General features: G+C 63.6%; 19 protein-coding genes and 1 tRNA gene. 11 read left to right on the top strand and 9 right to left on the bottom strand.

Annotated features, from left to right (window positions below; genetic code table 11):
- Nucleotides 1-68: 68 nt before the first annotated feature.
- The 3 genes from ACPS74_RS13090 to map all read right to left on the bottom strand — a co-directional run bounded on the left by ACPS74_RS13090 (nucleotide 69) and on the right by map (nucleotide 3,077).
- A complete protein-coding gene (locus ACPS74_RS13090) occupies nucleotides 69-1,457 on the bottom strand; it encodes a DHA2 family efflux MFS transporter permease subunit (protein ID WP_029649066.1) in 1,389 nt (462 codons plus the stop codon).
- A 61-nt stretch (nucleotides 1,458-1,518) separates the two neighbouring features.
- Nucleotides 1,519-2,244: a RadC family protein gene (radC, locus tag ACPS74_RS13085; protein WP_029649065.1), complete on the bottom strand. Its 726-nt coding sequence runs from the start codon at nucleotides 2,242-2,244 to the stop codon at nucleotides 1,519-1,521.
- Nucleotides 2,241-3,077, bottom strand: a complete 837-nt coding sequence (gene map / locus ACPS74_RS13080) for a type I methionyl aminopeptidase (RefSeq protein ID WP_029649064.1) — start codon at nucleotides 3,075-3,077, stop codon at nucleotides 2,241-2,243. Before map ends, radC begins: the two co-directional genes overlap by 4 nt.
- A 206-nt stretch (nucleotides 3,078-3,283) precedes the next feature.
- Between map and ACPS74_RS13075 the strand changes: the two genes are divergently transcribed.
- From ACPS74_RS13075 to ACPS74_RS13050, 6 genes are all read left to right on the top strand, one after another.
- On the top strand, nucleotides 3,284-4,045 hold the full coding sequence (locus ACPS74_RS13075) for a competence/damage-inducible protein A (RefSeq protein ID WP_029649063.1): 762 nt from the start codon (nucleotides 3,284-3,286) through the stop codon (nucleotides 4,043-4,045).
- 26 nt (nucleotides 4,046-4,071) lie between these two features.
- Complete coding sequence (gpt, locus tag ACPS74_RS13070; RefSeq protein WP_029649062.1) at nucleotides 4,072-4,593, top strand: xanthine phosphoribosyltransferase; 522 nt, start codon at nucleotides 4,072-4,074, stop codon at nucleotides 4,591-4,593.
- A gap of 45 nt (nucleotides 4,594-4,638) precedes the next feature.
- Nucleotides 4,639-4,727 (top strand) — tRNA-Leu (locus ACPS74_RS13065).
- Nucleotides 4,728-4,749: 22 nt separating this feature from the next.
- Complete coding sequence (locus tag ACPS74_RS13060) at nucleotides 4,750-6,138, top strand: hypothetical protein (protein ID WP_029649061.1); 1,389 nt, start codon at nucleotides 4,750-4,752, stop codon at nucleotides 6,136-6,138.
- 53 nt (nucleotides 6,139-6,191) lie between these two features.
- Nucleotides 6,192-6,341, top strand: coding sequence for a hypothetical protein (locus ACPS74_RS13055; protein WP_157055210.1), 150 nt, complete (start codon nucleotides 6,192-6,194; stop codon nucleotides 6,339-6,341).
- An 11-nt stretch (nucleotides 6,342-6,352) separates the two neighbouring features.
- A complete protein-coding gene (locus ACPS74_RS13050; protein ID WP_029649060.1) occupies nucleotides 6,353-6,697 on the top strand; it encodes a Rieske (2Fe-2S) protein in 345 nt (114 codons plus the stop codon).
- A 140-nt stretch (nucleotides 6,698-6,837) separates the two neighbouring features.
- Here the strand turns inward: ACPS74_RS13050 and ACPS74_RS13045 are convergent, their stop codons facing one another.
- The 3 genes from ACPS74_RS13045 to ACPS74_RS13035 all read right to left on the bottom strand — a co-directional run bounded on the left by ACPS74_RS13045 (nucleotide 6,838) and on the right by ACPS74_RS13035 (nucleotide 8,731).
- Nucleotides 6,838-7,479 (bottom strand): hypothetical protein, encoded by a 642-nt coding sequence (locus tag ACPS74_RS13045; RefSeq protein WP_029649059.1) that lies wholly within the window; start codon nucleotides 7,477-7,479, stop codon nucleotides 6,838-6,840.
- 117 nt (nucleotides 7,480-7,596) lie between these two features.
- Complete coding sequence (locus ACPS74_RS13040) at nucleotides 7,597-8,349, bottom strand: hypothetical protein (protein WP_029649058.1); 753 nt, start codon at nucleotides 8,347-8,349, stop codon at nucleotides 7,597-7,599.
- Between the two features lie 10 nt (nucleotides 8,350-8,359).
- A complete protein-coding gene (locus ACPS74_RS13035) occupies nucleotides 8,360-8,731 on the bottom strand; it encodes a Rieske (2Fe-2S) protein (protein ID WP_018407047.1) in 372 nt (123 codons plus the stop codon).
- A 164-nt stretch (nucleotides 8,732-8,895) separates the two neighbouring features.
- On the opposite strand from ACPS74_RS13035, the gene ACPS74_RS13030 reads away from it, so the two are divergent.
- The 3 genes from ACPS74_RS13030 to ACPS74_RS13020 are packed head-to-tail and all read left to right on the top strand — an operon-like array spanning nucleotide 8,896 to nucleotide 11,958.
- A complete protein-coding gene (locus ACPS74_RS13030) occupies nucleotides 8,896-9,186 on the top strand; it encodes a helix-turn-helix domain-containing protein (protein ID WP_018407046.1) in 291 nt (96 codons plus the stop codon).
- A gap of 21 nt (nucleotides 9,187-9,207) precedes the next feature.
- Nucleotides 9,208-11,181, top strand: a complete 1,974-nt coding sequence (shc, locus tag ACPS74_RS13025; protein ID WP_029649057.1) for a squalene--hopene cyclase — start codon at nucleotides 9,208-9,210, stop codon at nucleotides 11,179-11,181.
- Between the two features lie 45 nt (nucleotides 11,182-11,226).
- Nucleotides 11,227-11,958, top strand: coding sequence for a phosphorylase (locus ACPS74_RS13020; protein WP_029649056.1), 732 nt, complete (start codon nucleotides 11,227-11,229; stop codon nucleotides 11,956-11,958).
- Here ACPS74_RS13020 and hpnH read toward each other — a convergent pair.
- Complete coding sequence (gene hpnH / locus ACPS74_RS13015) at nucleotides 11,899-13,050, bottom strand: adenosyl-hopene transferase HpnH (protein WP_029649055.1); 1,152 nt, start codon at nucleotides 13,048-13,050, stop codon at nucleotides 11,899-11,901. The genes ACPS74_RS13020 and hpnH overlap by 60 nt on opposite strands.
- 323 nt (nucleotides 13,051-13,373) lie before the next feature.
- Here hpnH and ACPS74_RS13010 point away from each other — a divergent pair, with 323 nt between their 5' ends.
- A complete protein-coding gene (locus tag ACPS74_RS13010) occupies nucleotides 13,374-15,581 on the top strand; it encodes a hypothetical protein (protein WP_029649054.1) in 2,208 nt (735 codons plus the stop codon).
- Between the two features lie 113 nt (nucleotides 15,582-15,694).
- Here the strand turns inward: ACPS74_RS13010 and ACPS74_RS13005 are convergent, their stop codons facing one another.
- A complete protein-coding gene (locus ACPS74_RS13005; protein WP_051381711.1) occupies nucleotides 15,695-16,516 on the bottom strand; it encodes a hypothetical protein in 822 nt (273 codons plus the stop codon).
- Between the two features lie 78 nt (nucleotides 16,517-16,594).
- A complete protein-coding gene (locus ACPS74_RS13000; protein WP_029649052.1) occupies nucleotides 16,595-17,572 on the bottom strand; it encodes a hypothetical protein in 978 nt (325 codons plus the stop codon).
- A 102-nt stretch (nucleotides 17,573-17,674) separates the two neighbouring features.
- Here ACPS74_RS13000 and ACPS74_RS12995 point away from each other — a divergent pair, with 102 nt between their 5' ends.
- Entirely contained in the window at nucleotides 17,675-18,604 is a 930-nt protein-coding gene (locus ACPS74_RS12995) for a 50S ribosomal protein L11 methyltransferase (protein WP_029649051.1), read from the top strand.
- Nucleotides 18,605-18,664 lie beyond the last annotated feature (60 nt).

Here is an 18,664-nt window from a genome sequence, read left to right as displayed (position 1 = left end):
CGTTTCAGTCGATCTGGCGCGCGCGATCCTTATCGACAAGAGCTCTTCGCCCGTCGATCCCCGTGAGGTTACACGCGTTTTCGGCGGCCGGTCAGGTCGTCGCCCGCATTGGGCGCGAGCGGCAGGAAGCTCATCACCGACAGCGTCGAGATCAGCGCCACGACAGTGAAGGCCGGCGTGAAATCCGCCGCCTGCAGCGCGCCGCCGCCGCGCAGCGCGCGCGTCGCCTCCAGCGCCGCCGCGCCAATCGCGACGCCGGTCGACAGCGACAATTGCTGCGCGACGGAGGCGAAACTCGTGGCGCGGCTCATGGCGTCCTGATCGACGTCGGCGTAGGCGATGGCGTTGAGCGCCGTAAACTCCAGCGAGCGGAAGAAGCCGCCAACAAGCAGCACGCCCATGATCAGCACATGCGGCGTCGCCGCCGAGAAACTGGCGTTGAAGGCGAGAAAGCCGGCGGAGATGAGCGCATTGACGATCAGCACCCGCCGAAAGCTGAAAATCCGCAGGATCGGCTGCGCGGTCGTCTTCATCGCCATCGCGCCGGCCGCTGATACGAAAGTCAGAAGCCCCGCTTCGTAGGCGGAGAGTCCGAAGCCCGCTTGCAGCAACAGCGGCAGCAGGAAAGGCGTGGCGCCAAGTCCGATGCGAAACAGAAAGCCGCCGAAGACCGCCGCGCGGAACGTCGGGATCTGCAAGAGATCGAGGTCGACGATCGGATAGGGCGTGCGTTTGGCGTGGCGCGTATATGCGAAGAGCGCCCCTGCCCCGAGCGCGACGATCAAAACCACGACCGGCGCCGGCGCGAAGCCGCGCCCCGCGATGGTAAAGCCGAAGACGAGGCAGGAGAGGCCGACGCCTGAAAGGATCGCGCCGGCGATGTCGAGCGGCGGCGTCCATTCCTCGCGCATGTCTGGAATAAAGCGCGTGACCAGCATGACGCCGAGCGCGCCGATCGGGACATTAATCCAGAAGATGTAGCGCCAGTGAAAATAGGTCGCGATGAAGCCGCCGATCGGCGGGCCGATCATCGGGCCCATGAGCGCCGGGATGGTGAGATAGGCCATGGCGCGCACAAGTTCGTGGCGCGGCGCGGTGCGCAGCAGCACGAGGCGTCCGACCGGCGTCATCATCGCGCCGCCGAGGCCTTGCACGATCCGAAAGGTCACGATCGCGCCGAGCGAATTGGACAGGCCGCAGAGAATAGAGCCGAAGGTGAAGACGATGATCGCCGCGCGAAAGACGCGCCGTGCGCCAAAGCGATCCGCCGCCCAGCCCGAAAGCGGAATGAAGACCGCGAGCGAGAGAAGATAGGACGTCAGCGCGAGTTTCAGCGCCACGGGATCTTCGTGAAGGTCGGCGGCCATCGCCGGCAACGCCGTGGCGAGCACGGTGCCGTCGAGCTGCTCCATGAAGAGCGCAGTGGCGATAATCAGCGGCGTGACGAAATAGGACAATGCGCTCAGCCCGCTTTTGAAAGTGTCGCGTCAATCCTGACGCCTGTGGACGGACTTCGCGTCAAATGAGCTTCAGCCCTCTGAAGCTCGCATGGCCATGACGGCCGACGATGAGGTGGTCGTGGACCGTGATGCCGAACGGCTGCGCGATGGCGGCGATGTCCTTCGTCATGCGGATGTCCGCGGACGACGGCGTCGGATCTCCGGATGGATGATTATGGGCCAGGATGAGCGCGCTCGAGCCGAGCTCCAGCGCACGCCTGACGATTTCGCGGGGATAGACCGGCGTATGGTCAATGGTGCCGACGCCCTGCACCTCGTCGGCGATCAGCGCGTTGCGCTTGTCGAGGAACAGGATGCGGAACTCCTCGCGTTCGGCGAACGCCATCGCCGTCCGGCAATAGTCGAGCACCTCCATGAATGAGGAAAGCACAGGACGCTTCTGCAAGGCGCCGCGCGCCAGGCGTTTCGCCGCAGCCTCGACAAGCTTGATTTCGACGATCGCCGCTTCGCTGAGGCCGCCGACTTCGCGAAGCCTCTCCGGCCGCGCCGCGACGGTCTCGGCGAAGGAGCCAAAGCGCGTGATCAAGGCCTTTGCGAGCGGCTTCACGTCGCGGCGCGCGATGGCGCGAAACAACAGCAGCTCAAGCATTTCGTAATCGGCGAGCGCCGCTTCGCCTGCATCCATGAAACGATCGCGCAGACGCTGTCGGTGACCGTGGAAGTGAGGCGCAGAATCGCGCAGGCCTGAGCCGTCGCTTGTCGCGGCGTCAGCCGCCTTCTTCATGCGTCGGCGCGCGCGGCAGAGGGATTGTCGAGCCCCGCCGGCGATTTGGTGAAGACTTCCACGCCCGTTTCGGTGACGCCGACCGAATGCTCGAACTGCGCGGAAAGCGAGCGGTCGCGGGTGACGGCCGTCCAGCCGTCCGACAATATTTTCACCTGCGACCGGCCGAGATTGATCATCGGCTCAATGGTGAAGAACATGCCCGGCCGCAACTCGACGCCCTCGCCCTTCACGCCATAGTGCAGAATATTCGGCTCGTCGTGGAATACGCGTCCGAGCCCGTGGCCGCAAAAATCGCGCACCACCGAACAGCGCTCGCTTTCGGCATAGTGCTGAATCGCCGCGCCGATGTCGCCCGTCGTCGCGCCAGGCTTGACGGCGGCGACGCCCCGCTCAAGCGCCTCGTAGGTCACGTCGATCAGTCGTTGCGCCCGCCGCGGGATTTCGCCGACGGCGAACATGCGGCTGGCGTCGCCATGCCAGCCGTCGAGGATGAACGTCACGTCGATATTGACGATGTCGCCTTCGCGCAGGGGCTTGCTGTCCGGCACGCCATGGCAGACGACATGGTTGATCGAGGTGCAGATGGATTTGCGGTAGCCGCGATAGTCGAGCGGCGCGGGATAGGCGCCATGCGCCATGGCGAAGTCAAAAACCAGATCGTCGAGCGCCTGCGTCGTCACGCCCGGCTGGACGTGTTCGACCAGCATATCCAGCGCCTCCGCCGTCAGCTTCCCAGCGGCGCGCATGCCCTCGAAATCATTAGGACCGTGCAGCTTGATCTGTCCGCTTTTGCGCGCGGCGGGCGCGAGATGAGATTCGATAAAGGTCATGTAACGTGGCGGCTCGGCTTTTCTGGGCGACGGGTATGCTCGACAAGGTAATGGTTTGAGGCGGCAAAGCAAGGCTGGCGAGCCGAACTGCAATTGCCGCAGCAAGGCCTTCTCAGCCCTGGTCGGGAGCCTTGCCGATAACGAGGCGGCGCCAGGGCTGGCGTTCACGGCCGCCATGGTCATAATCGGCGACAGGGAGGCCGGTAATGGCGCAAGAAACGGCGGGCGACAGGCCGGCAAGCGCGGCGGTTCTCGTGATCGGCGATGAAATATTGTCCGGCCGCACGCAGGATGTGAACACACGCTATATCGCGAATTATCTGGCGCAGATTGGCGTCGATCTTCGCGAGGCGCGAATCGTGCCCGACGAGACGGAGGCGATCGTCGAGGCGCTGAATGCGCTGCGCGCCCGCTACACCTATGTCTTCACGACCGGCGGCATCGGTCCGACCCATGACGACATCACCGCCGATGCGGTCGCCCGCGCCTTTGGCGTCGACATCGGCGAGGATCCGCGCGCCATAGCGCTCCTTCGGGAACGCTTCTCCGAGGCGGAGCTGAATCCGGCCCGCCGGCGGATGGCGCGCATTCCAAAAGGCGCGGAGCTGATTTTCAACGCCATTTCCAAGGCGCCGGGATTCTGGATCGGCAATGTCATCGTTATGGCCGGCGTGCCGACGATCATGCAGAATATGATGGACGTGGTCGGCCCGCGGCTCGCGGCCGGCCCGCCAGTGCTCGTCGAGACGGTCGACGCTTACGGCGTTCCGGAAGGCGCCTACGCCGCGGGATTGGAAGCGATCGCGCGCGACCATGACGGCGTGAGCGTTGGCTCCTATCCGTCCTTTACGAGCGCCGGATTCAGGAATCAGATTGTGCTGCGCAGTCGCGACGCGGCGCTCTTGGCCCGCGCGACAGCCGCGGCGCGCGCGATGATTGCGTCGCTATCGACGGAAAAGGCGCGCTGACGGCGTGATCGGGAGGCTTGAAGCTGATGTACGGGTCCGACAAGATCTTTCCGGTCTCCTGGGACATTTTTCACCGCGACGCGCGCGCGCTCGCCTGGCGTCTCGCTTCTATCGGCGGATTCTCGGCGATTGTGGCGGTGACGCGCGGCGGTCTGGTGCCTGCGGCGATCGTGGCGCGCGAGCTCGGCATAAGGGTCATCGAAACGATCTGCGTCGCGAGCTATCACGAGGAAACCGAGCGTGGCGAGATCCAGGTGCTCAAGCCTCTGACCGACACGATTCTCGCGCGGCCAAGCTCCGAAGTGCTCATCATCGACGATCTCGTCGACACCGGCGCCACGGCGAAAGCCGTGCGGGACACGTTGGCGAATGCGCATTTCGCCACTGTCTACGCCAAACCGCAGGGCCTGCCGATGGTCGACACCTTCGTCACCGAAGTCTCGCAGGACACCTGGATCTTCTTCCCCTGGGACACGGGACTGTCGTTTCAGGCGCCGATCGGCACGCCGGACGCCAAGCCCGAGGGCCGGCGACGACGGCGCATATAATCCGCTTGGCGGCGTCGGGTCCCCGCCCCTATAAACGAGCGCTCCGCGGGCGTGGCGAAACTGGTAGACGCAACGGACTTAAAATCCGTAGGGCCGCAAGGCCTGTGCCGGTTCGATTCCGGCCGCCCGCACCATTTAACTAACCAAATGTCGCAAATGCCGCTGCAGCCCTTCGCTCAAAAAAACGTTGATGATTTTTTTAGTCTTGTTGGCCAACTGAAGGGCGGCCTTACGGAAGAGATTTTCAGCTTCGTCGCGATAAGGGCCGAAGATGGAATTTGCTTGGTCCAGGCGCGCTTGCTTTTGCTAGCGAATGATTCGAATGCCCCGCTTTCACTCTTCACCTCAGAGAATGTTCGAGCCGGTCGATACAGGTTGTCTGACCTGGGATGTGATTGCCACCAATTCGTCGAGCAGCTCCTCTCCGGGAAATTGAGCACACCCGACGGAGTATTATCCTTTCCGGGTAACAACGCCGACCAATATGGCGCAACATACACGGCCTTTCATCCCGATGGTTTGCTCACCCAGAGTCGAATAAGCGTTTTGAAGATCCTTGGTAAGGGGATGGTTCAATTTCAGCAGCCTGATCTCGATTGGGAAATCAAGGCTTCTGACACTCCTTATGATGGCCTTCAAGATTTGATGCAGGCCTATGATTTAGGCCCCTTGTCAGGCCCCACTAACAACGTGGAAGTAGCAGCTTTTAATGTTTTGTACGTTGACGCTGAGAAGAGTTTGGTCGATGGCGAAAAGGCACATATTCATGTTCGTGCGGGCAAGGGCGTCAATACCGACAGTGTGAAGATCGGTTATCGCGTGAACAGCAAGGGGAAGATCATTACGCGTGCTTCGATCCCTCGTGGCGATATAAATTGGTCAAAAGATTCGAGCGGCTTGTACGGAGAAGCGGGTATCGATGTTCCGCCAGCGGCGGTAGTCAATGCCGTTGTAGGCTACTGCGGGATTGCTCAAAATCATTTTTGGTTTGGTGACCCAAATGCATTCCAAAATCCCCGGCGAGCCGTATATGAGGCATTTGATCCCGGTTTGGCTTCCCTCAATGAACTCCTATCAAATGTAAAAGGAAAGGGGGACGCACGACAGTTTGAATCAGTGATTGCGTGGCTTCTTTGGATGCTTGGATTCGGTGTCAATCATTTAAACACTCCCAATATGTCGGAAGCTGTCGACCTAATTGCGGTGACGCCGTCAGGCAACTATGGCGTAGTCGAATGCACAACTGGTTTGCTGAACGCTAATAACAAGCTTTCTAAACTTCATGATCGTGCGGAGGCGGTGCGTCGCGGCCTAACAGTCTCGAACTATTCGCTGCTGAAAGTGCTGCCCGTTATGGTGACCTCGAAGCTTAAAGACGATGTCAAACCCGACTTGGAGCAGGCGCAACGCCTAGGAATTTTTATCGTAACGCGTGACGACTTCGATTCTTTCATCAGCCGTACGCTAATTTTGCCAAACCCAGATCAATTGTACGAAGAAGCAATGAGGATCGTTGCATCTCATGAGAGCGAAACCGAAAATTAAGATTGACCGCGCAACGAGACTGCACGGCAGAAGCCCCTAGTCGGGAGATCCCCATGGCCGAGGGCGCTCGCGGTTCGATTTCGGCCGCCGGCGTCAGGAAAAAGCCAAATGCGCCGCTGGTCTCATCACTTGCCTTGCGTATCGGCGGCAAGCCTGATTTTGGTCCGCAGCTTGCTTGCGCCGTTCAGAGACTGATTTTCTGAAGGCGATCACGATGGCGTTCACCGCGATCTGTAACACCGGCGCCGTGAGCGAAGGCGGCATGGGCCTCTTTCACGCCGGCAAAAAGAGCGTGCTTCTGGTTTGGCCGACCGGCGGCGAACTCAAGGCCTTTCGCGGGCGCTGTCCGCATGCGGACATGCCGTTGAGCGAAGCGACCTTCAACGGCCAGACCGTCACCTGTCCGCACCACCAATGGGGATTCGACAGCACAAGCGGCAAATGCGTGACGCATCTCGTCCGCAATGCGCTCCACCCCTATGCGCTTCGCGTCGAGGGCGACGAGATTCAGGTCGACGTCGGACCGGTCAAGCCGGCGCGCACGCCCGCGCCGGCGTGATTGCGAACTGCAGTCGCGCGCACAGACCTGCGCTCAGGTCGACGCAACGGACTTAATCCTTAGCGCCGCAAGTCCCGCGGACCTCTGGTCGCGCGCGTCCAGCGAGCGGGCGCAGCTTTGCGCCCTGCCCCGCGTCGGATTTACGCAGCCTTTTTTTGCAGCTCGGCGATATAAGCCGTCGCTTTTTCAACGAGCGCGGCGATCCGCTTCTGCACGACCGGCAGATTGTCCTTCGCTTTGAGAAGGGCCGACTTCAGCTCGCTGATAGCCTTAGTCGTCAGCGGATGCGTCTTCAGCTTCGTCCACTCGGCGCGCAAATCGAGAGTCGCCAGCCAGGCGAGCGTCTTCTCGGTCAGCGGATGCGTCTTCACCGCCTCGACCTTGGCCTGAAGATCAATCGTCGAGAGATAGGCCAGCGCCGCCTTCGAACTTTCCTCGGCATGCTTGCGCGCGACGGGGAGAAATTCGACGAATTTCACGGCGCCGCGTCTGGTCTCGCGCAGGGCGGCCTCCGTCAGAACATTGGCCTTCAGCAGCGCGTAGAGCCTGGCGTTCAGCTTGCGCAGCTCGCCTTCGAGCCGCAGGATCGTAAACTCCTGCTGCCTGAGCTGGTTGACGGCGCTCTCATGCAGCGAATTGACGCGCTGCAGCTCCGTCCTGACACGTTGCAGCTCGGCGTCGAGCTGATTCACATGATCCCTGATGGAGTCGACCATCGGGAAAGAAAACTTGCCGGCCTCGAGGTCGGCCAGTGCGCGTTCGCCTTCCGTGTTCGTAGCCATGCTCACTCCTCTCTCTCCGTTCAAACGACCATCGGCGGCCGATGGTTAAGACTTCGTTTCGCCCGGCGAAAACATCGGCAGTTTTTCGGTCGGATCGTCGCGGCGCTAAGGCGCGGCCTACACCCGCCGCGACAGCGAACGCAGGAACCCTTGCATCTCGTCGGTGAGATCGGTCTCGATCGCCGGGGCCATCTTCAGCAGCATATTGGCGATGAAGGCCTGATCGTTGCGCGTTTCGGCGAGGCATTCCTGCAACACCGGCACGCTGTCCTCGATATGGGCCATGAAGGCGACGCCCTTCTCCAGGGTCTCGGACCATTTCGCCCGAGTCCACAACGCCAGCGGATAGACGATCTCGTTCACGAAATTCGATTTACGCGCCTTTTCGAAGAAGCGCAGGCCGGCGTTCCAGTTTTCGCGCGCGCGCATGGGCGGCGGCGGGATGTCGCCGGCAAGCATTTTCTGCGCGGCCTGCCCGACATGATCTTCGAGGCTCATCGGCGAGGCGATGGGCGAACGAAAACTCCACAGCGCCGTCGACCCTGGATACTCTGGGCCGAGCTGCTCGGTGAGCGCCGCGTCGATCTTTTCAACGGCGGCCTTGTCGCCCTTCAGCGCCGCGGCCATGCAGAAGGCGAAGAGCGCGTCTCCCCCATAATTCACCGCGGCCGCGCCTTTGATCTGCTGCGGCGTCAGCTTTGGCGTCGCGCCGTCGGCGGGGACCTCGACGTCGCCCGCGCGCAGCGCCGTGATGAAACTCGTGATCTCGAGCCACGGCAGATAATTCGCGATGAAAGCGTCGGGATCGACATGCACGATCGCGAGATTGAGCGGTTGCTTTCGTTTTTGCAGTTCCGCCATATCGGTCATAGAGCGCCTTTCATTCTTCGGCGAGCAGCACGCCGGTGAGGCAGACGTCGCCCTCGTCGACGACGAGTTTGATCGGCGTCAGCCGTTGGCCCTGACAGGGGCCGATGAAGCAGTGGCCGGTGTCGATGTCGAACTGCGCATGATGCCGGCCGCATTCGAGAAAATTGCCTTCCTCGTCCATGAACTGGCCGGGATTGACGTCGAGCCGCTCGCCTTCATGCGGGCAGGCGTTCTCAAAACCATAGAAATTGTTGCCCTTGCGCGTGATCAGGATCGGATAGGGCGCGGCGTCGCCGCTCGCCTCGGCGCGCATCAGGACGAATCCCGTCGCCTCGGAGTCCTCGATCTCGTCTGTCCGACAAATCACATAGAGTTCGTCCATCGGCTCACCTTTCGGACAAAGTCGCACGCCGCACCGGCGCCAGGCGCCCTCGCCTACCCCTGTAGCAATCGATGAGCCAGACGCGGCTTGACGATATAGTCATTTCACTATAGCTCACGCTGATCGGCGCGAAATGGGCGTCAACCACATTTCCCGAACCCGAAATGACCGAAGACTCTCCCGCCGCCAAAGCGGCGCCCGACGACCACCTCCTCAAGGCGCAGCTCGTTCGCAAGATCGAAGCGCTGCTCAAGGAGCGCGGGTTGAAGCAGGTGCAAGCCGCGAAGCTCTTCGGCGTGAAGCAGCCGGACGTGTCGAAGCTGCTGCACGGCGATTTCCGGCAATTTTCGCTGGAACGGCTCATGCGGTTTCTCGTCGCCCTGGGGCAGGACGTCGAGATCGTCGTGAAGCCGCATCATGAGACGGCCAAATCCGCGACGCTGAGCATCGCGTGACGCACATACAAAGGAATTGCAATGAACGCCGCCGCGCGTATTGACGCTAATTTCGCCGCCGTTTCCACCGAGGCTTTGGAGACGAGCATTCAGAACGCCAAGCGCGCGCTGCTATCGCTCGGCAAAGGCGATGGACATTTCTGCTTCGAGCTCGAAGCCGACACCAGCCTCTCGGCTGAATATGTGCTGATGCGCCATTTCCGCGCCGAGCCCGTCGACGCCGAACTCGAGCGAAAGATCGGCGTTTATCTGCGCCGCTGTCAGGGCGATCACGGCGGTTGGCCACTTTATCAAGACGGGCCTTTCCACATCAGCTCCAGCGTGAAAGCCTATTTCGCGCTCAAAATGATCGGCGACGATGTCGACGCGCCGCACATGGCGCGCGCGCGCGCGGCGATCCTCGCGTATGGCGGCGCCGCCAAGAGCAATGTGTTTACGCGCGCGCTGCTGGCGCTTTACGGCGAAATTCCGTGGCGCGGCGTGCCGGTGATGCCGGTCGAAATCATGCTGCTGCCGAAGTGGTTTCCCTTCCACCTCGACAAGATTTCCTATTGGGGCCGCACCGTTCTCGTGCCGATGCTGGTGCTGATGACGAAAAAGCCGCGGGCGAAGAACCCGAGGAATATTCACATCGCCGAACTCTTCACGACGCCGCCGGAAGAGGTGAAGGTGTGGCCCAAGGGCGAACACCAGACCTGGCCCTGGGCGAATATTTTCGGGCAGCTCGACAAGCTTCTGCGTTTGATTGAGCCGCACATGCCCAACGGCCCGCGCGAACGCTCGATCGAACTCGCCACGACATGGACGACCGAGCGTCTCAATGGCGTCGACGGACTGGGCGGCATCTTTCCGTCCATGGTCAACAGCCTGCTGATGTACGACGTGCTCGGCGTGCCGGACGGCGACGAGCGTAAGAAACAGGCGCGCGAGGCGATCGAACGACTGCTCGTCGTGCATGATGCGGAAATCTATTGCCAGCCCTGCGTTTCGCCGGTGTGGGACACCTGTCTGACGGCGCACACGCTGCTTGAGACGGGCGACGAAGACGCGCGCGAACAGGCGCGCCAGGCCTGCGAATGGCTCGCGCCCTTGCAGGTGCTCGACGTCAAGGGCGACTGGGCGGCGCAGCGGCCGCACGTTCGGCCCGGCGGCTGGGCGTTTCAATACGCCAACGCCTATTACCCGGACGTCGACGACACAGCCGTCGTGGTGACGGCGATGGATCGCCTCACGGCGAATGACGCGTCCCGTCCCTATGACGAACGCATCGCCCGCGCCAAGGAATGGATCATCGGCATGCAGTCGAAGAACGGCGGCTGGGGCGCCTTCGACGCCGACAACACATGCCATTATCTGAATCACATCCCCTTCGCCGATCACGGCGCGCTGCTCGATCCGCCGACGGCGGACGTTTCCGCGCGCTGCGTGTCCATGCTGGCGCAGCTCGGCGATACGATCGACTCGAGCGAATGCCTCAAGCGCGGCGTCGACTATCTGCTCAAAGAGCAGGAAAAGGACGGCAGCTGGTTCGGCCGCTGGGGCGCGAATTACATCTACGGAACCTGGTCGACGCTATGCGGGCTCAACGCCGTCGGGCTGCCGCATGACCATGACGCTTACCGTCGCGCCGTCGCCTGGCTTGTGGCGATCCAGAACGAAGATGGCGGCTGGGGCGAAGACCTCTCAAGCTACAAGCTCGACTACAAGGGCTATGAAAAATCCCCCTCGACGGCCTCGCAAACCGCCTGGGCGCTGCTCGGACTGATGGCGGCGGGCGACGTCGACCATCCGGCGGTCGCGCGGGGAATCGCCTATCTGCAATCGACGCAGAACGACGCCGGCCTATGGAATGAGGCGCGATTCACCGCGACGGGTTTTCCGCGCGTCTTCTATCTGCGCTATCATGGGTATGGAAAATTTTTCCCGCTCTGGGCGCTCGCGCGCTATCGCAATATGAGGCGCGCCAACAGCAAGCGCGTGCAGGTGGGGCTCTAAAAGCATTCTTTCAATGAAGCTGATACGGCCTCGGCCGGAGGAGCAATGGCGCGCGCAACAGGCCGTAGGAAAACCGCCGAACTGAGCGCCCTCGCGCCGATTCTCGTCATCGTCGGCATGAAGCGCGAGGCCGCCTGCGCCGCCGGCGAAGGCGTCACGACGCTGTGCAGCGGCGCGAATGTCGCACGCCTGCGGCAAGCGCTCGACGCGCTTGGCGGCACTGATTTTTCCGCCGTCGTCAGCTTCGGACTCGCGGGCGGACTGGATTACGCGCTGCGGCCGGGCCATGTCGTCGTGGCCGACGCCATTGTCGGCGGAGTCGCGCGGCGCGACACCCATTCGCGTCTCTCGTCAGTGCTGATGAAAGGCGCCGCGGCCGCCGGCTGCAAGGTTACGCCGGGGGCGATCATCGGCGTCGACGAGCCGGCGATGAACCCGGGCGCCAAGGCGGCGCTGCGCGAAGGCGCGCAAGCTGTCGCGGTCGACATGGAATCGCATCTTGCCGAAGAATTCGCGCGGCGGCGCGACATTCCTTTCGTCGCGCTGCGTGCGATCAGCGATCCGGCGGCGCGCGCGCTGCCGCCGCTCGTCGCCAAAGCGCTGACGCCTGAAGGCGACATTCACGCCCTCGGCGTCGCCCGCGAACTGATCCGCGGGCCGCATCAACTTGGCGGCATGATTCGGGCGGGGCTCGACTCCCGCGCCGCCTTCGTCTCGCTAAGCCGCTGTGGACCGTTGCTCGGCCCTTTGCTGCGCCTCGTGCTCGCGGATCTCTGAAAGCCTGGCGATATTTTCGTCATAGACATATTCGGCCGGGCGCTGATTCTCCAGCGAGACGTCAGGCGCCATCGGCCCCTCGGTGCGCACGCCAAAGAGCGCGACGGCGGCCGCCCGCCAGGGCCGGCGAACCGAATCGGCGACGGCGGTCGCCTCAAAGCCGGAGTGCACCATGCAGTCGGCGCATTTCTCGTAATTGCCGACGCCGTAGGCGTCCCAGTCGGTCTCCTCCATCAGCTGCTTGAAGGTCGGCACATAGCCTTCGCCGAGCAGATAGCAGGGACGCTGCCAGCCAAACACCGTGCGCAGCGGCATCCCCCAGGGGGTGCAGCGATAGCTCACATTGCCGGCCAGGAAATTCATGAACAGCGTCGACTGGGTGAGTCCCCAGGCTTTCCCGCCCCGGCCGCGACGCAGAATGGCGCGGAACAATTCCTTGGTGCGGGTGCGATTGAGGAAGTGAGTCTGATCCGGCGCCCGCTCATAAGCGTAACCCGGGGAAAGCGTCATCCCGTCGACGCCGAGCGCCGTCGTCGCGTCGAGGAATTTCGCGACGCGCTCGGGATCGGCGTCGGAAAAGAAGGTGCTGTTGGTGGTGACGCGGAAGCCCTTGGACTTGGCGAGTTTGAGCGCCTCGACGGCGCGCTCATAGACCCCGTCCTGGCAGACCGCGCGGTCGTGCATCTCCTTGTCGCCATCGAGATGGATCGACCAGGTGAAATAGGGGCTCGGCTTGAAGTGGTCGATTTTCTTGGCGAGCAGCAGAGCGTTGGTGCAGACGATCGCGAATTTACGCCGCGCGACGATGCCTTCGACAATCTCCGGCAAATCCTTGTGCAAAAGCGGCTCGCCGCCGGCGACCACCACCACCGGCGCGCCACATTCGTCCACCGAGCGCAGCGCGTCCTCGACCGAAAGCCGCTTGTTGAGGATATGATCGGGATAGTCGATCTTGCCGCAGCCGGCGCAGGCCAGATTGCAGCGGAACAGCGGCTCCATCATGAGCACGAGCGGATAACGCCGCACGCCCAAGAGGTGCTGCTTGACGAGATACGCGCCGATTTTTGCGATATAGCGGAACGGAATGGCCACGGCTGACCCCTTGATGACTTGACGGGTTCAAGGCCCGTCAGCGCGAGTCGCGGCCGAACGGCCCAGCCGCAGACAATAATCTCGCCGTCTAGCACGAATCGTTCACGAAGGGGAAGCGGGGCGCCGCGCCGCACCACCAGGTCCGATAAGCGGCGCCCATCCGCCGGGAGCGCCGCCGACGCGCTGCGCAGCAGCGGCGGTTCGCCCTTGCGCCGAGGCGCAAATCCGTCTCAATTCGCCGGCAACGTCACCAACCCGACATAGTTTTCCAAGGGAGCGGACATGCGCAGCCGGCTGGTTCCAGCGTCGAGAGCGTCCGCGCGATGACCGTCTCTGCGCAGCAGGCGCGCGTCGTCGACGCCTCGGCCCCGCAGCGGCGCTTCGGTCTTTTCGACGCTCTGATTTCGCCGCTGTCGCGCCTGTGGAGCGGCGATCTCAACCTCGGCCGTGTCGGGATGGCCGCCGCCCTGCCTGTTCTGGGCTGGGTCTTCTACACAACCTCGTCCGGCATGATCGACATCATGCAGCGGGAACCCGGAGATGTGATCGGGATCGCGGGCACGCTGATCGCGACGACCGCCGTCCTCACCATGCTGGCCGCGACATCCTGGTCGCTGGGCGTCGATCTTGCGGCGCTGATCGCGCGGCGGCGCATGGCCCGCGAACGCATGATCATCAAGACCGGCGTGACGGCGCTGGTCTTCGCCTTCGTCTTCTCGATCTCCGCCTTTTTTTCATTCACCTATTACTACAACAACATCTTCAAGCTCTCCTCGCGCAAGATCGTCGCCGAGCTGCAGCCGATGGAGCTTGCGACGGAAGTCCTGCTGCCGGCGACAAAAGACATCGCCGCCGCTTACGAAGCGGCGTCGGCGCGCATCGCCGCGACGCCGAGCTACAAGGCTTATCTCGATTCGATCGACGGCCTTATCAACACCGCGCGCCAGGCCGGGCCGGCGCTGCGCGACGCCATTCGCAAGCGGCAGGAGGCGCAGCAGGCGGTGATCGCGCAGGCCGCGAGCCAGGCCGCGCTGGAAATGGAAAGCGCGCAGGCGGCGATGCGTCAGCTCGAGGATGCGCGACGCGACATCGAGGCGCTTGAGCGCAGCATCGCCGAGCTCGACGTCATCATCAAAGCGAAGCAGGACGAGATGACTTCCATGGCCGCCACGGCGCGTCAGGAAGAACAGCTCGCCGTCGACGCCGCGCACGGCTTAGATGGGCTGGGCGCGACCTGCGGCCCCAATTGCCGCGCGCATCAGGAGAAGGCGGCCGAAGCGATGCGACGCGTGTCGGCGCTCAGGCAGACGCTCGCCGGCCCCGCGAACGAACGCGCCAACGCGGTGAAGCGGCGCGACGCGCTCAACGCCCAGACAATCACGCTCAAACAGAAGGCCGAGACCGCGAGCGCCGCTTCCGGCCGGCCGATGCCGAAGGGCGAAGCCGCGCTCGATCTCGACGCGACGTTGCGCGACCTCGCCGCACTGCGCGACCAGCTGCGCCTGGAGCCGACATGGCGCGCCGTGCGCGAAGCGAAGCCCCTATGCGAACCGATTCTCGCGGCGGCGCGGCAATCAAATGCGTTGCCGGGAAGCGTTCCGCGCGATTTTACCTGCGAACCCCAGGGGGAGGCGCGCGATCTGCTCTCGGCGCGCGACGACACGATCGCCGCGCGCGCGGCCTTCGATAAAAAATGCGGATTGGAAGCCGGGCTGCGCGACGAACTCTCAGTGATTGTCGCCAAGATCCGCTCGGCGCCGGCGTCTGACAGGGGCGCCGCGGCAAACGGCTTCAACGACGCCAAAACCCTCGTCGACGCCTGCGTCGTCTCCGGCAAGGCGGCTGGGCTGTCAGACGACGAGGTGCGCGAGCTTTTGAAAAAAAGCGACGCCTATCTGCGCACGCACAGTTCCGAGCGCAATAAATTCGAACTGGCGCGCGAAGCCTTCTGGAGCTTCACCCCCGATTCGACGATGGCGATTGGCGTCGCGATGGCGCAGGACGCCTTTCTGTTCATCATGAAATTCCTGTCGGAGATTTTCAAACGCGGCTATGAGGCGCGCGAGCGGCGTCAGTTCGCCGCGCCGATCGATCTTTCCGACGACGAGGAGCAGCCCGTCGACATCCGTGCGATGAAAGCCGTGCTGCGCGCGGCGCGGCCGGTTCACGGCGACATGAGCGAGATCGACCCTGACGCCGAAGCAATGTCGTCGCTGCCGCCCAATGTGCGCGACAATATCATGGCCATCCTCAATCGGCTCGTGCGCGACGAAATCGCTCACGTCGACCGCAAGGGGGCCTATCTCGTCGACAATATCACCGTCGGGCAGATTGAGGCGCGGCTGTTCGCGGCGCTAAAGCCGCGCTCCGCCCGCGCCTTGCATTACGCTGCGGACGGCGTCCTCGCCAGCGGCCCCCGCGCCTATTACGCGGACGCCGGCGCCGCGAACCTGCCACGGCGGCGCTCCGGCGCGCTCGAGCGCTATCTGATCGCTGAACCGAGTCCGATGGACAGGCGTGCGCCCGGCTAGAGCAGGTTCCGAAAAAGTTGAGAGACTTTTTCGATGAGAACCTGCTCCAACATTTTGCTTTTGAGCGATTCCTGTCGATCACATGTTTCCATGTGATCGGGAAGCGCTCTAGTTCAGGCGGCGACGGGTGCTGCGCGCGCCGCCGCGCGTAGCGACGGAAGGTAGCGCAGGCAAAGACCCTGCGGCGCGTGAAGCAGACCGGAAACGACGCTGATCTCGCGCCAGCGGGGATAGCTCGACGGCAAAAACTGCAGTGCGAGGCCGACAGCGCCGAGAAACTCGGTTTCGCTCGCAAAATCGTCGGCGCCAAAGGTCAGCGTCGCGTCTTTGCCCGTTTCGGCGCCCCGCGCCAGAAATTCGAGCGTCGGCGTCGCCCAATGGGTCGCTTTCAGCGCATCCTCGAGCGCGCTCCAGACGTCCCGCGGATCGATGAAGCGAACGAGGTAACGCGCCGGCGCGGCGTTGTAGCGCGTCGCCTCGTCCTCGGTCACGAGATCTGGTTGCGCGTCGAGCTCGGAGTCCGCCATGGCGAGCAGCGCCGCCGGATGTTGGCGCCAGTCCGCGGCGCTCACGCTCCAAACGGCGCTCTGCTGATAGAGGCGTCCGTGGCCGCTTTCGCCGTCTTCGGGCCGGAAACGCGCGCGCAAAAAAATGGCGCGACGAGAATTGGGCTCCGGGGCGACCCGCGCGATGAAGGAGCCGCGTCGTCGCGAAGCAGGATCGACGAGGTCAGGCTCGAAGCGGCGAAGCGCCATCAGACGCGGCGGCGAAAGCAGCCGGTCGTCGGCCGGCTGCAGATTGCAACTGCGCAAGGTCACGCCATAGCCCGCGGTCGCCGGCACGCGCAGCGTCGCGCCAAAAGCGAGCTTCCCATAGTGCAGCCGTTCCAGAGAAATCTCGGCCGTTTCGTCGCCATTCGGCGCAGCTAGGCGCATCGCGCGTCCTTTCGCGCGGGAAATCCGCGCGATCACCCTATGCGCAGAGCCTTAAGCAAGAATTGACAAAAATTCGGTTCAGGCGATCTCTTCGATGCGCGCGTCGAGCTGCGCATAGGAGAAGGTGAAGGCGCTGTCGAGGCCAAGCGCGGCGTATAGAAACGGCTCGGCGGTGAGAAACGGCCGCCAATATTCATTATAGGCGCGGGCGCCTTCGAGGCCCGCGCGACGAAACCGGCGCTCGCCTGGCTGATGCGGATCGATGTTGGGATTTTGAAAGCGCTTGACGAAGCCATAGGCCGAGCAGACCGTGAAGCGCACCGACGCGCCGCCGTTCGGCGCCTCCAGAGCCCGCAGCCGATCCAGCCATTGCGCCGCGCGCAGCGATTTGCGCAAGGCGTGCAGCGCCACCGCCGGATCGCAGGCATAGGTGAAGGCGCTCGGCCCGAGGCGCGCGAACAAGCGCTCATATTGGGAGAAAACGACGACGAGCCGCTTGAGCTTTTTCTCAGGCGCCAGCGCCAATCGGTCGATGAGGCGAGCGAGATTGCCCGACCAGCCGGAATCCTCGAGCCGCACCAGCGGCAGCACGATGACGATCGCGTCCGCCTCAAGCATCTGCCTGGCGAGCTTGGCTTTGACATCATTGAGAATGGCGACTTCGGCGCCGTCCGGCGGCACGGCGATCTCGCCCGCCGAGTCGATGATCTCCAGAAGCCAGGGGCCTCGGAGCACCGCCGCCGGCGGGGCTTCGCCATTGACCGTCAGGCGGAAGCGATATTCGTAGGTGTCGAGCGTGTCGGTGGCGAGGCCGCCCTCGGCGAATTCGCGCCGCAGCCGCTCATAGTCGCCCTGTTCGACCTGCAGCAGGTTGGCTTTTTTGGGCTCGGCGCTCTCGGCGAAATATTCCGCCTCGGTGATAGGCTGCAGCGCGGGGCGCAGGCGCGGCGAATAGCCAAAAGCGCTTTGCGCGACGCAGTCGACGAGCGAGGCGAGCAGCGACGACTTGCCGCCCTTCTTCGGGCCGATCAGACAAATCGACAGTCGTTCGGTCATTCACGCCTTCAACTCGTTGGAACCAGCCTCTAGCGCGACAATACAGGCGGCTGGAGCCTAGCGAAAGGTGACGCGCGCGCCCCGGCCGTGGTAAGCGCGCTCATGCTTGAAGGCCTTCCCCCCAATAACGCCAGCCACATGCTGCGCCTCGATTGCGACGAAAAACGCGCCCGCGCCGTCGCCGACCTCATCGTCGAAACCTTTGAGCCGACAGAGACCGCCGCCGCCGCCTTCGAGGTGGATGACGGCCCCCGATGGTCCGTCGAGGTCTATTTCGCGGGCGCGCCCGACGAAGCGCAGATCCTTGCCCTGATCGAGGCCGCCGCCGACGCCGAAACGGCGCGGGCGGCGCGCTTTTCGACTGTCGCCGAGCAGGACTGGGTGGAGAACGCTCTTGCCGGATTGGCCCCGGTCCGCGCCGGCCGCGTGCTGGTGCATGGCGCGCATGATCGAGGCCGGCGGCGCGCGAACGACATCGGGGTCGAGATCGAGGCGGCGCTCGCTTTCGGCACCGGCCATCACGGCACGACGCTGGGTTGCCTTAGAGCGCTCGAGAGAATCGCCAAGCGCCGGCGCCCGCGCCGCATTCTTGATGTCGGAACCGGCACCGGCGTTCTGGCGATCGCCGCCGCGCTTCTCTTTCACCAGCGCGTCGCCTGCGGCGACATCGATCCCGTCGCCGTGGCGACAGCCTCGGCTAACGCCCGCGCCAATGGCGCCGGCGCCGATGTTCGCCCGGTCGTCGCGACCGGGCTCCGCCACGCGTCGCTGCAATGCCAATATGATCTGATCTTCGCCAATATCCTGGCGAAGCCTCTGCGATTGCTCGCGCCGGAGATCGCCCCCGCCGCGACGATTGACGCGGAGCTGGTGCTTTCGGGGCTGCTGGCGCGCGACGTGCGCGGCGTGCTCGACGCCTACCGCGCCCAGGGGTTTTTCCTCGCCGAACGGGGCGACATCGACGGCTGGGCGACTCTGGTTCTAAGACGCGGCGGAGCGTCCAGCGCCCCCTCCCTGTCCCTCCCCCGCTAAAGCGGGAGAGGGGACGCTAACGACGCAGGTTTTGCGGTTCTTCGCCGAAACCCGAACCGG

Source organism: Methylocystis sp. SB2 (assembly GCF_049817085.1).
GTDB classification, from domain to species: Bacteria; Pseudomonadota; Alphaproteobacteria; order Rhizobiales; family Beijerinckiaceae; genus Methylocystis; species Methylocystis rosea.
This window is presented reverse-complemented; position numbering and strand designations above follow the sequence as displayed.

Excerpts from the sequence above, each read along its gene's own strand:
- ACPS74_RS13045 (WP_029649059.1), bottom strand. The coding sequence starts at position 7,479 with ATGGCTACGAACACGGAAGGCGAACGCGCACTGGCCGACCTCGAGGCC.
- ACPS74_RS13005 (WP_051381711.1), bottom strand. The coding sequence starts at position 16,516 with ATGCGCCTAGCTGCGCCGAATGGCGACGAAACGGCCGAGATTTCTCTG.
- ACPS74_RS13030 (WP_018407046.1), top strand. The coding sequence starts at position 8,896 with ATGACCGAAGACTCTCCCGCCGCCAAAGCGGCGCCCGACGACCACCTC.
- ACPS74_RS13075 (WP_029649063.1), top strand. The coding sequence starts at position 3,284 with ATGGCGCAAGAAACGGCGGGCGACAGGCCGGCAAGCGCGGCGGTTCTC.
- ACPS74_RS13035 (WP_018407047.1), bottom strand. The coding sequence starts at position 8,731 with ATGGACGAACTCTATGTGATTTGTCGGACAGACGAGATCGAGGACTCC.
- ACPS74_RS13000 (WP_029649052.1), bottom strand. The coding sequence starts at position 17,572 with ATGACCGAACGACTGTCGATTTGTCTGATCGGCCCGAAGAAGGGCGGC.
- gpt (WP_029649062.1), top strand. The coding sequence starts at position 4,072 with ATGTACGGGTCCGACAAGATCTTTCCGGTCTCCTGGGACATTTTTCAC.
- ACPS74_RS13055 (WP_157055210.1), top strand. The coding sequence starts at position 6,192 with ATGGCCGAGGGCGCTCGCGGTTCGATTTCGGCCGCCGGCGTCAGGAAA.
- map (WP_029649064.1), bottom strand. The coding sequence starts at position 3,077 with ATGACCTTTATCGAATCTCATCTCGCGCCCGCCGCGCGCAAAAGCGGA.
- shc (WP_029649057.1), top strand. The coding sequence starts at position 9,208 with ATGAACGCCGCCGCGCGTATTGACGCTAATTTCGCCGCCGTTTCCACC.
- ACPS74_RS13010 (WP_029649054.1), top strand. The coding sequence starts at position 13,374 with ATGACCGTCTCTGCGCAGCAGGCGCGCGTCGTCGACGCCTCGGCCCCG.
- ACPS74_RS13060 (WP_029649061.1), top strand. The coding sequence starts at position 4,750 with ATGCCGCTGCAGCCCTTCGCTCAAAAAAACGTTGATGATTTTTTTAGT.
- ACPS74_RS13020 (WP_029649056.1), top strand. The coding sequence starts at position 11,227 with ATGGCGCGCGCAACAGGCCGTAGGAAAACCGCCGAACTGAGCGCCCTC.
- ACPS74_RS13050 (WP_029649060.1), top strand. The coding sequence starts at position 6,353 with ATGGCGTTCACCGCGATCTGTAACACCGGCGCCGTGAGCGAAGGCGGC.
- ACPS74_RS12995 (WP_029649051.1), top strand. The coding sequence starts at position 17,675 with ATGCTTGAAGGCCTTCCCCCCAATAACGCCAGCCACATGCTGCGCCTC.
- ACPS74_RS13040 (WP_029649058.1), bottom strand. The coding sequence starts at position 8,349 with ATGACCGATATGGCGGAACTGCAAAAACGAAAGCAACCGCTCAATCTC.
- radC (WP_029649065.1), bottom strand. The coding sequence starts at position 2,244 with ATGAAGAAGGCGGCTGACGCCGCGACAAGCGACGGCTCAGGCCTGCGC.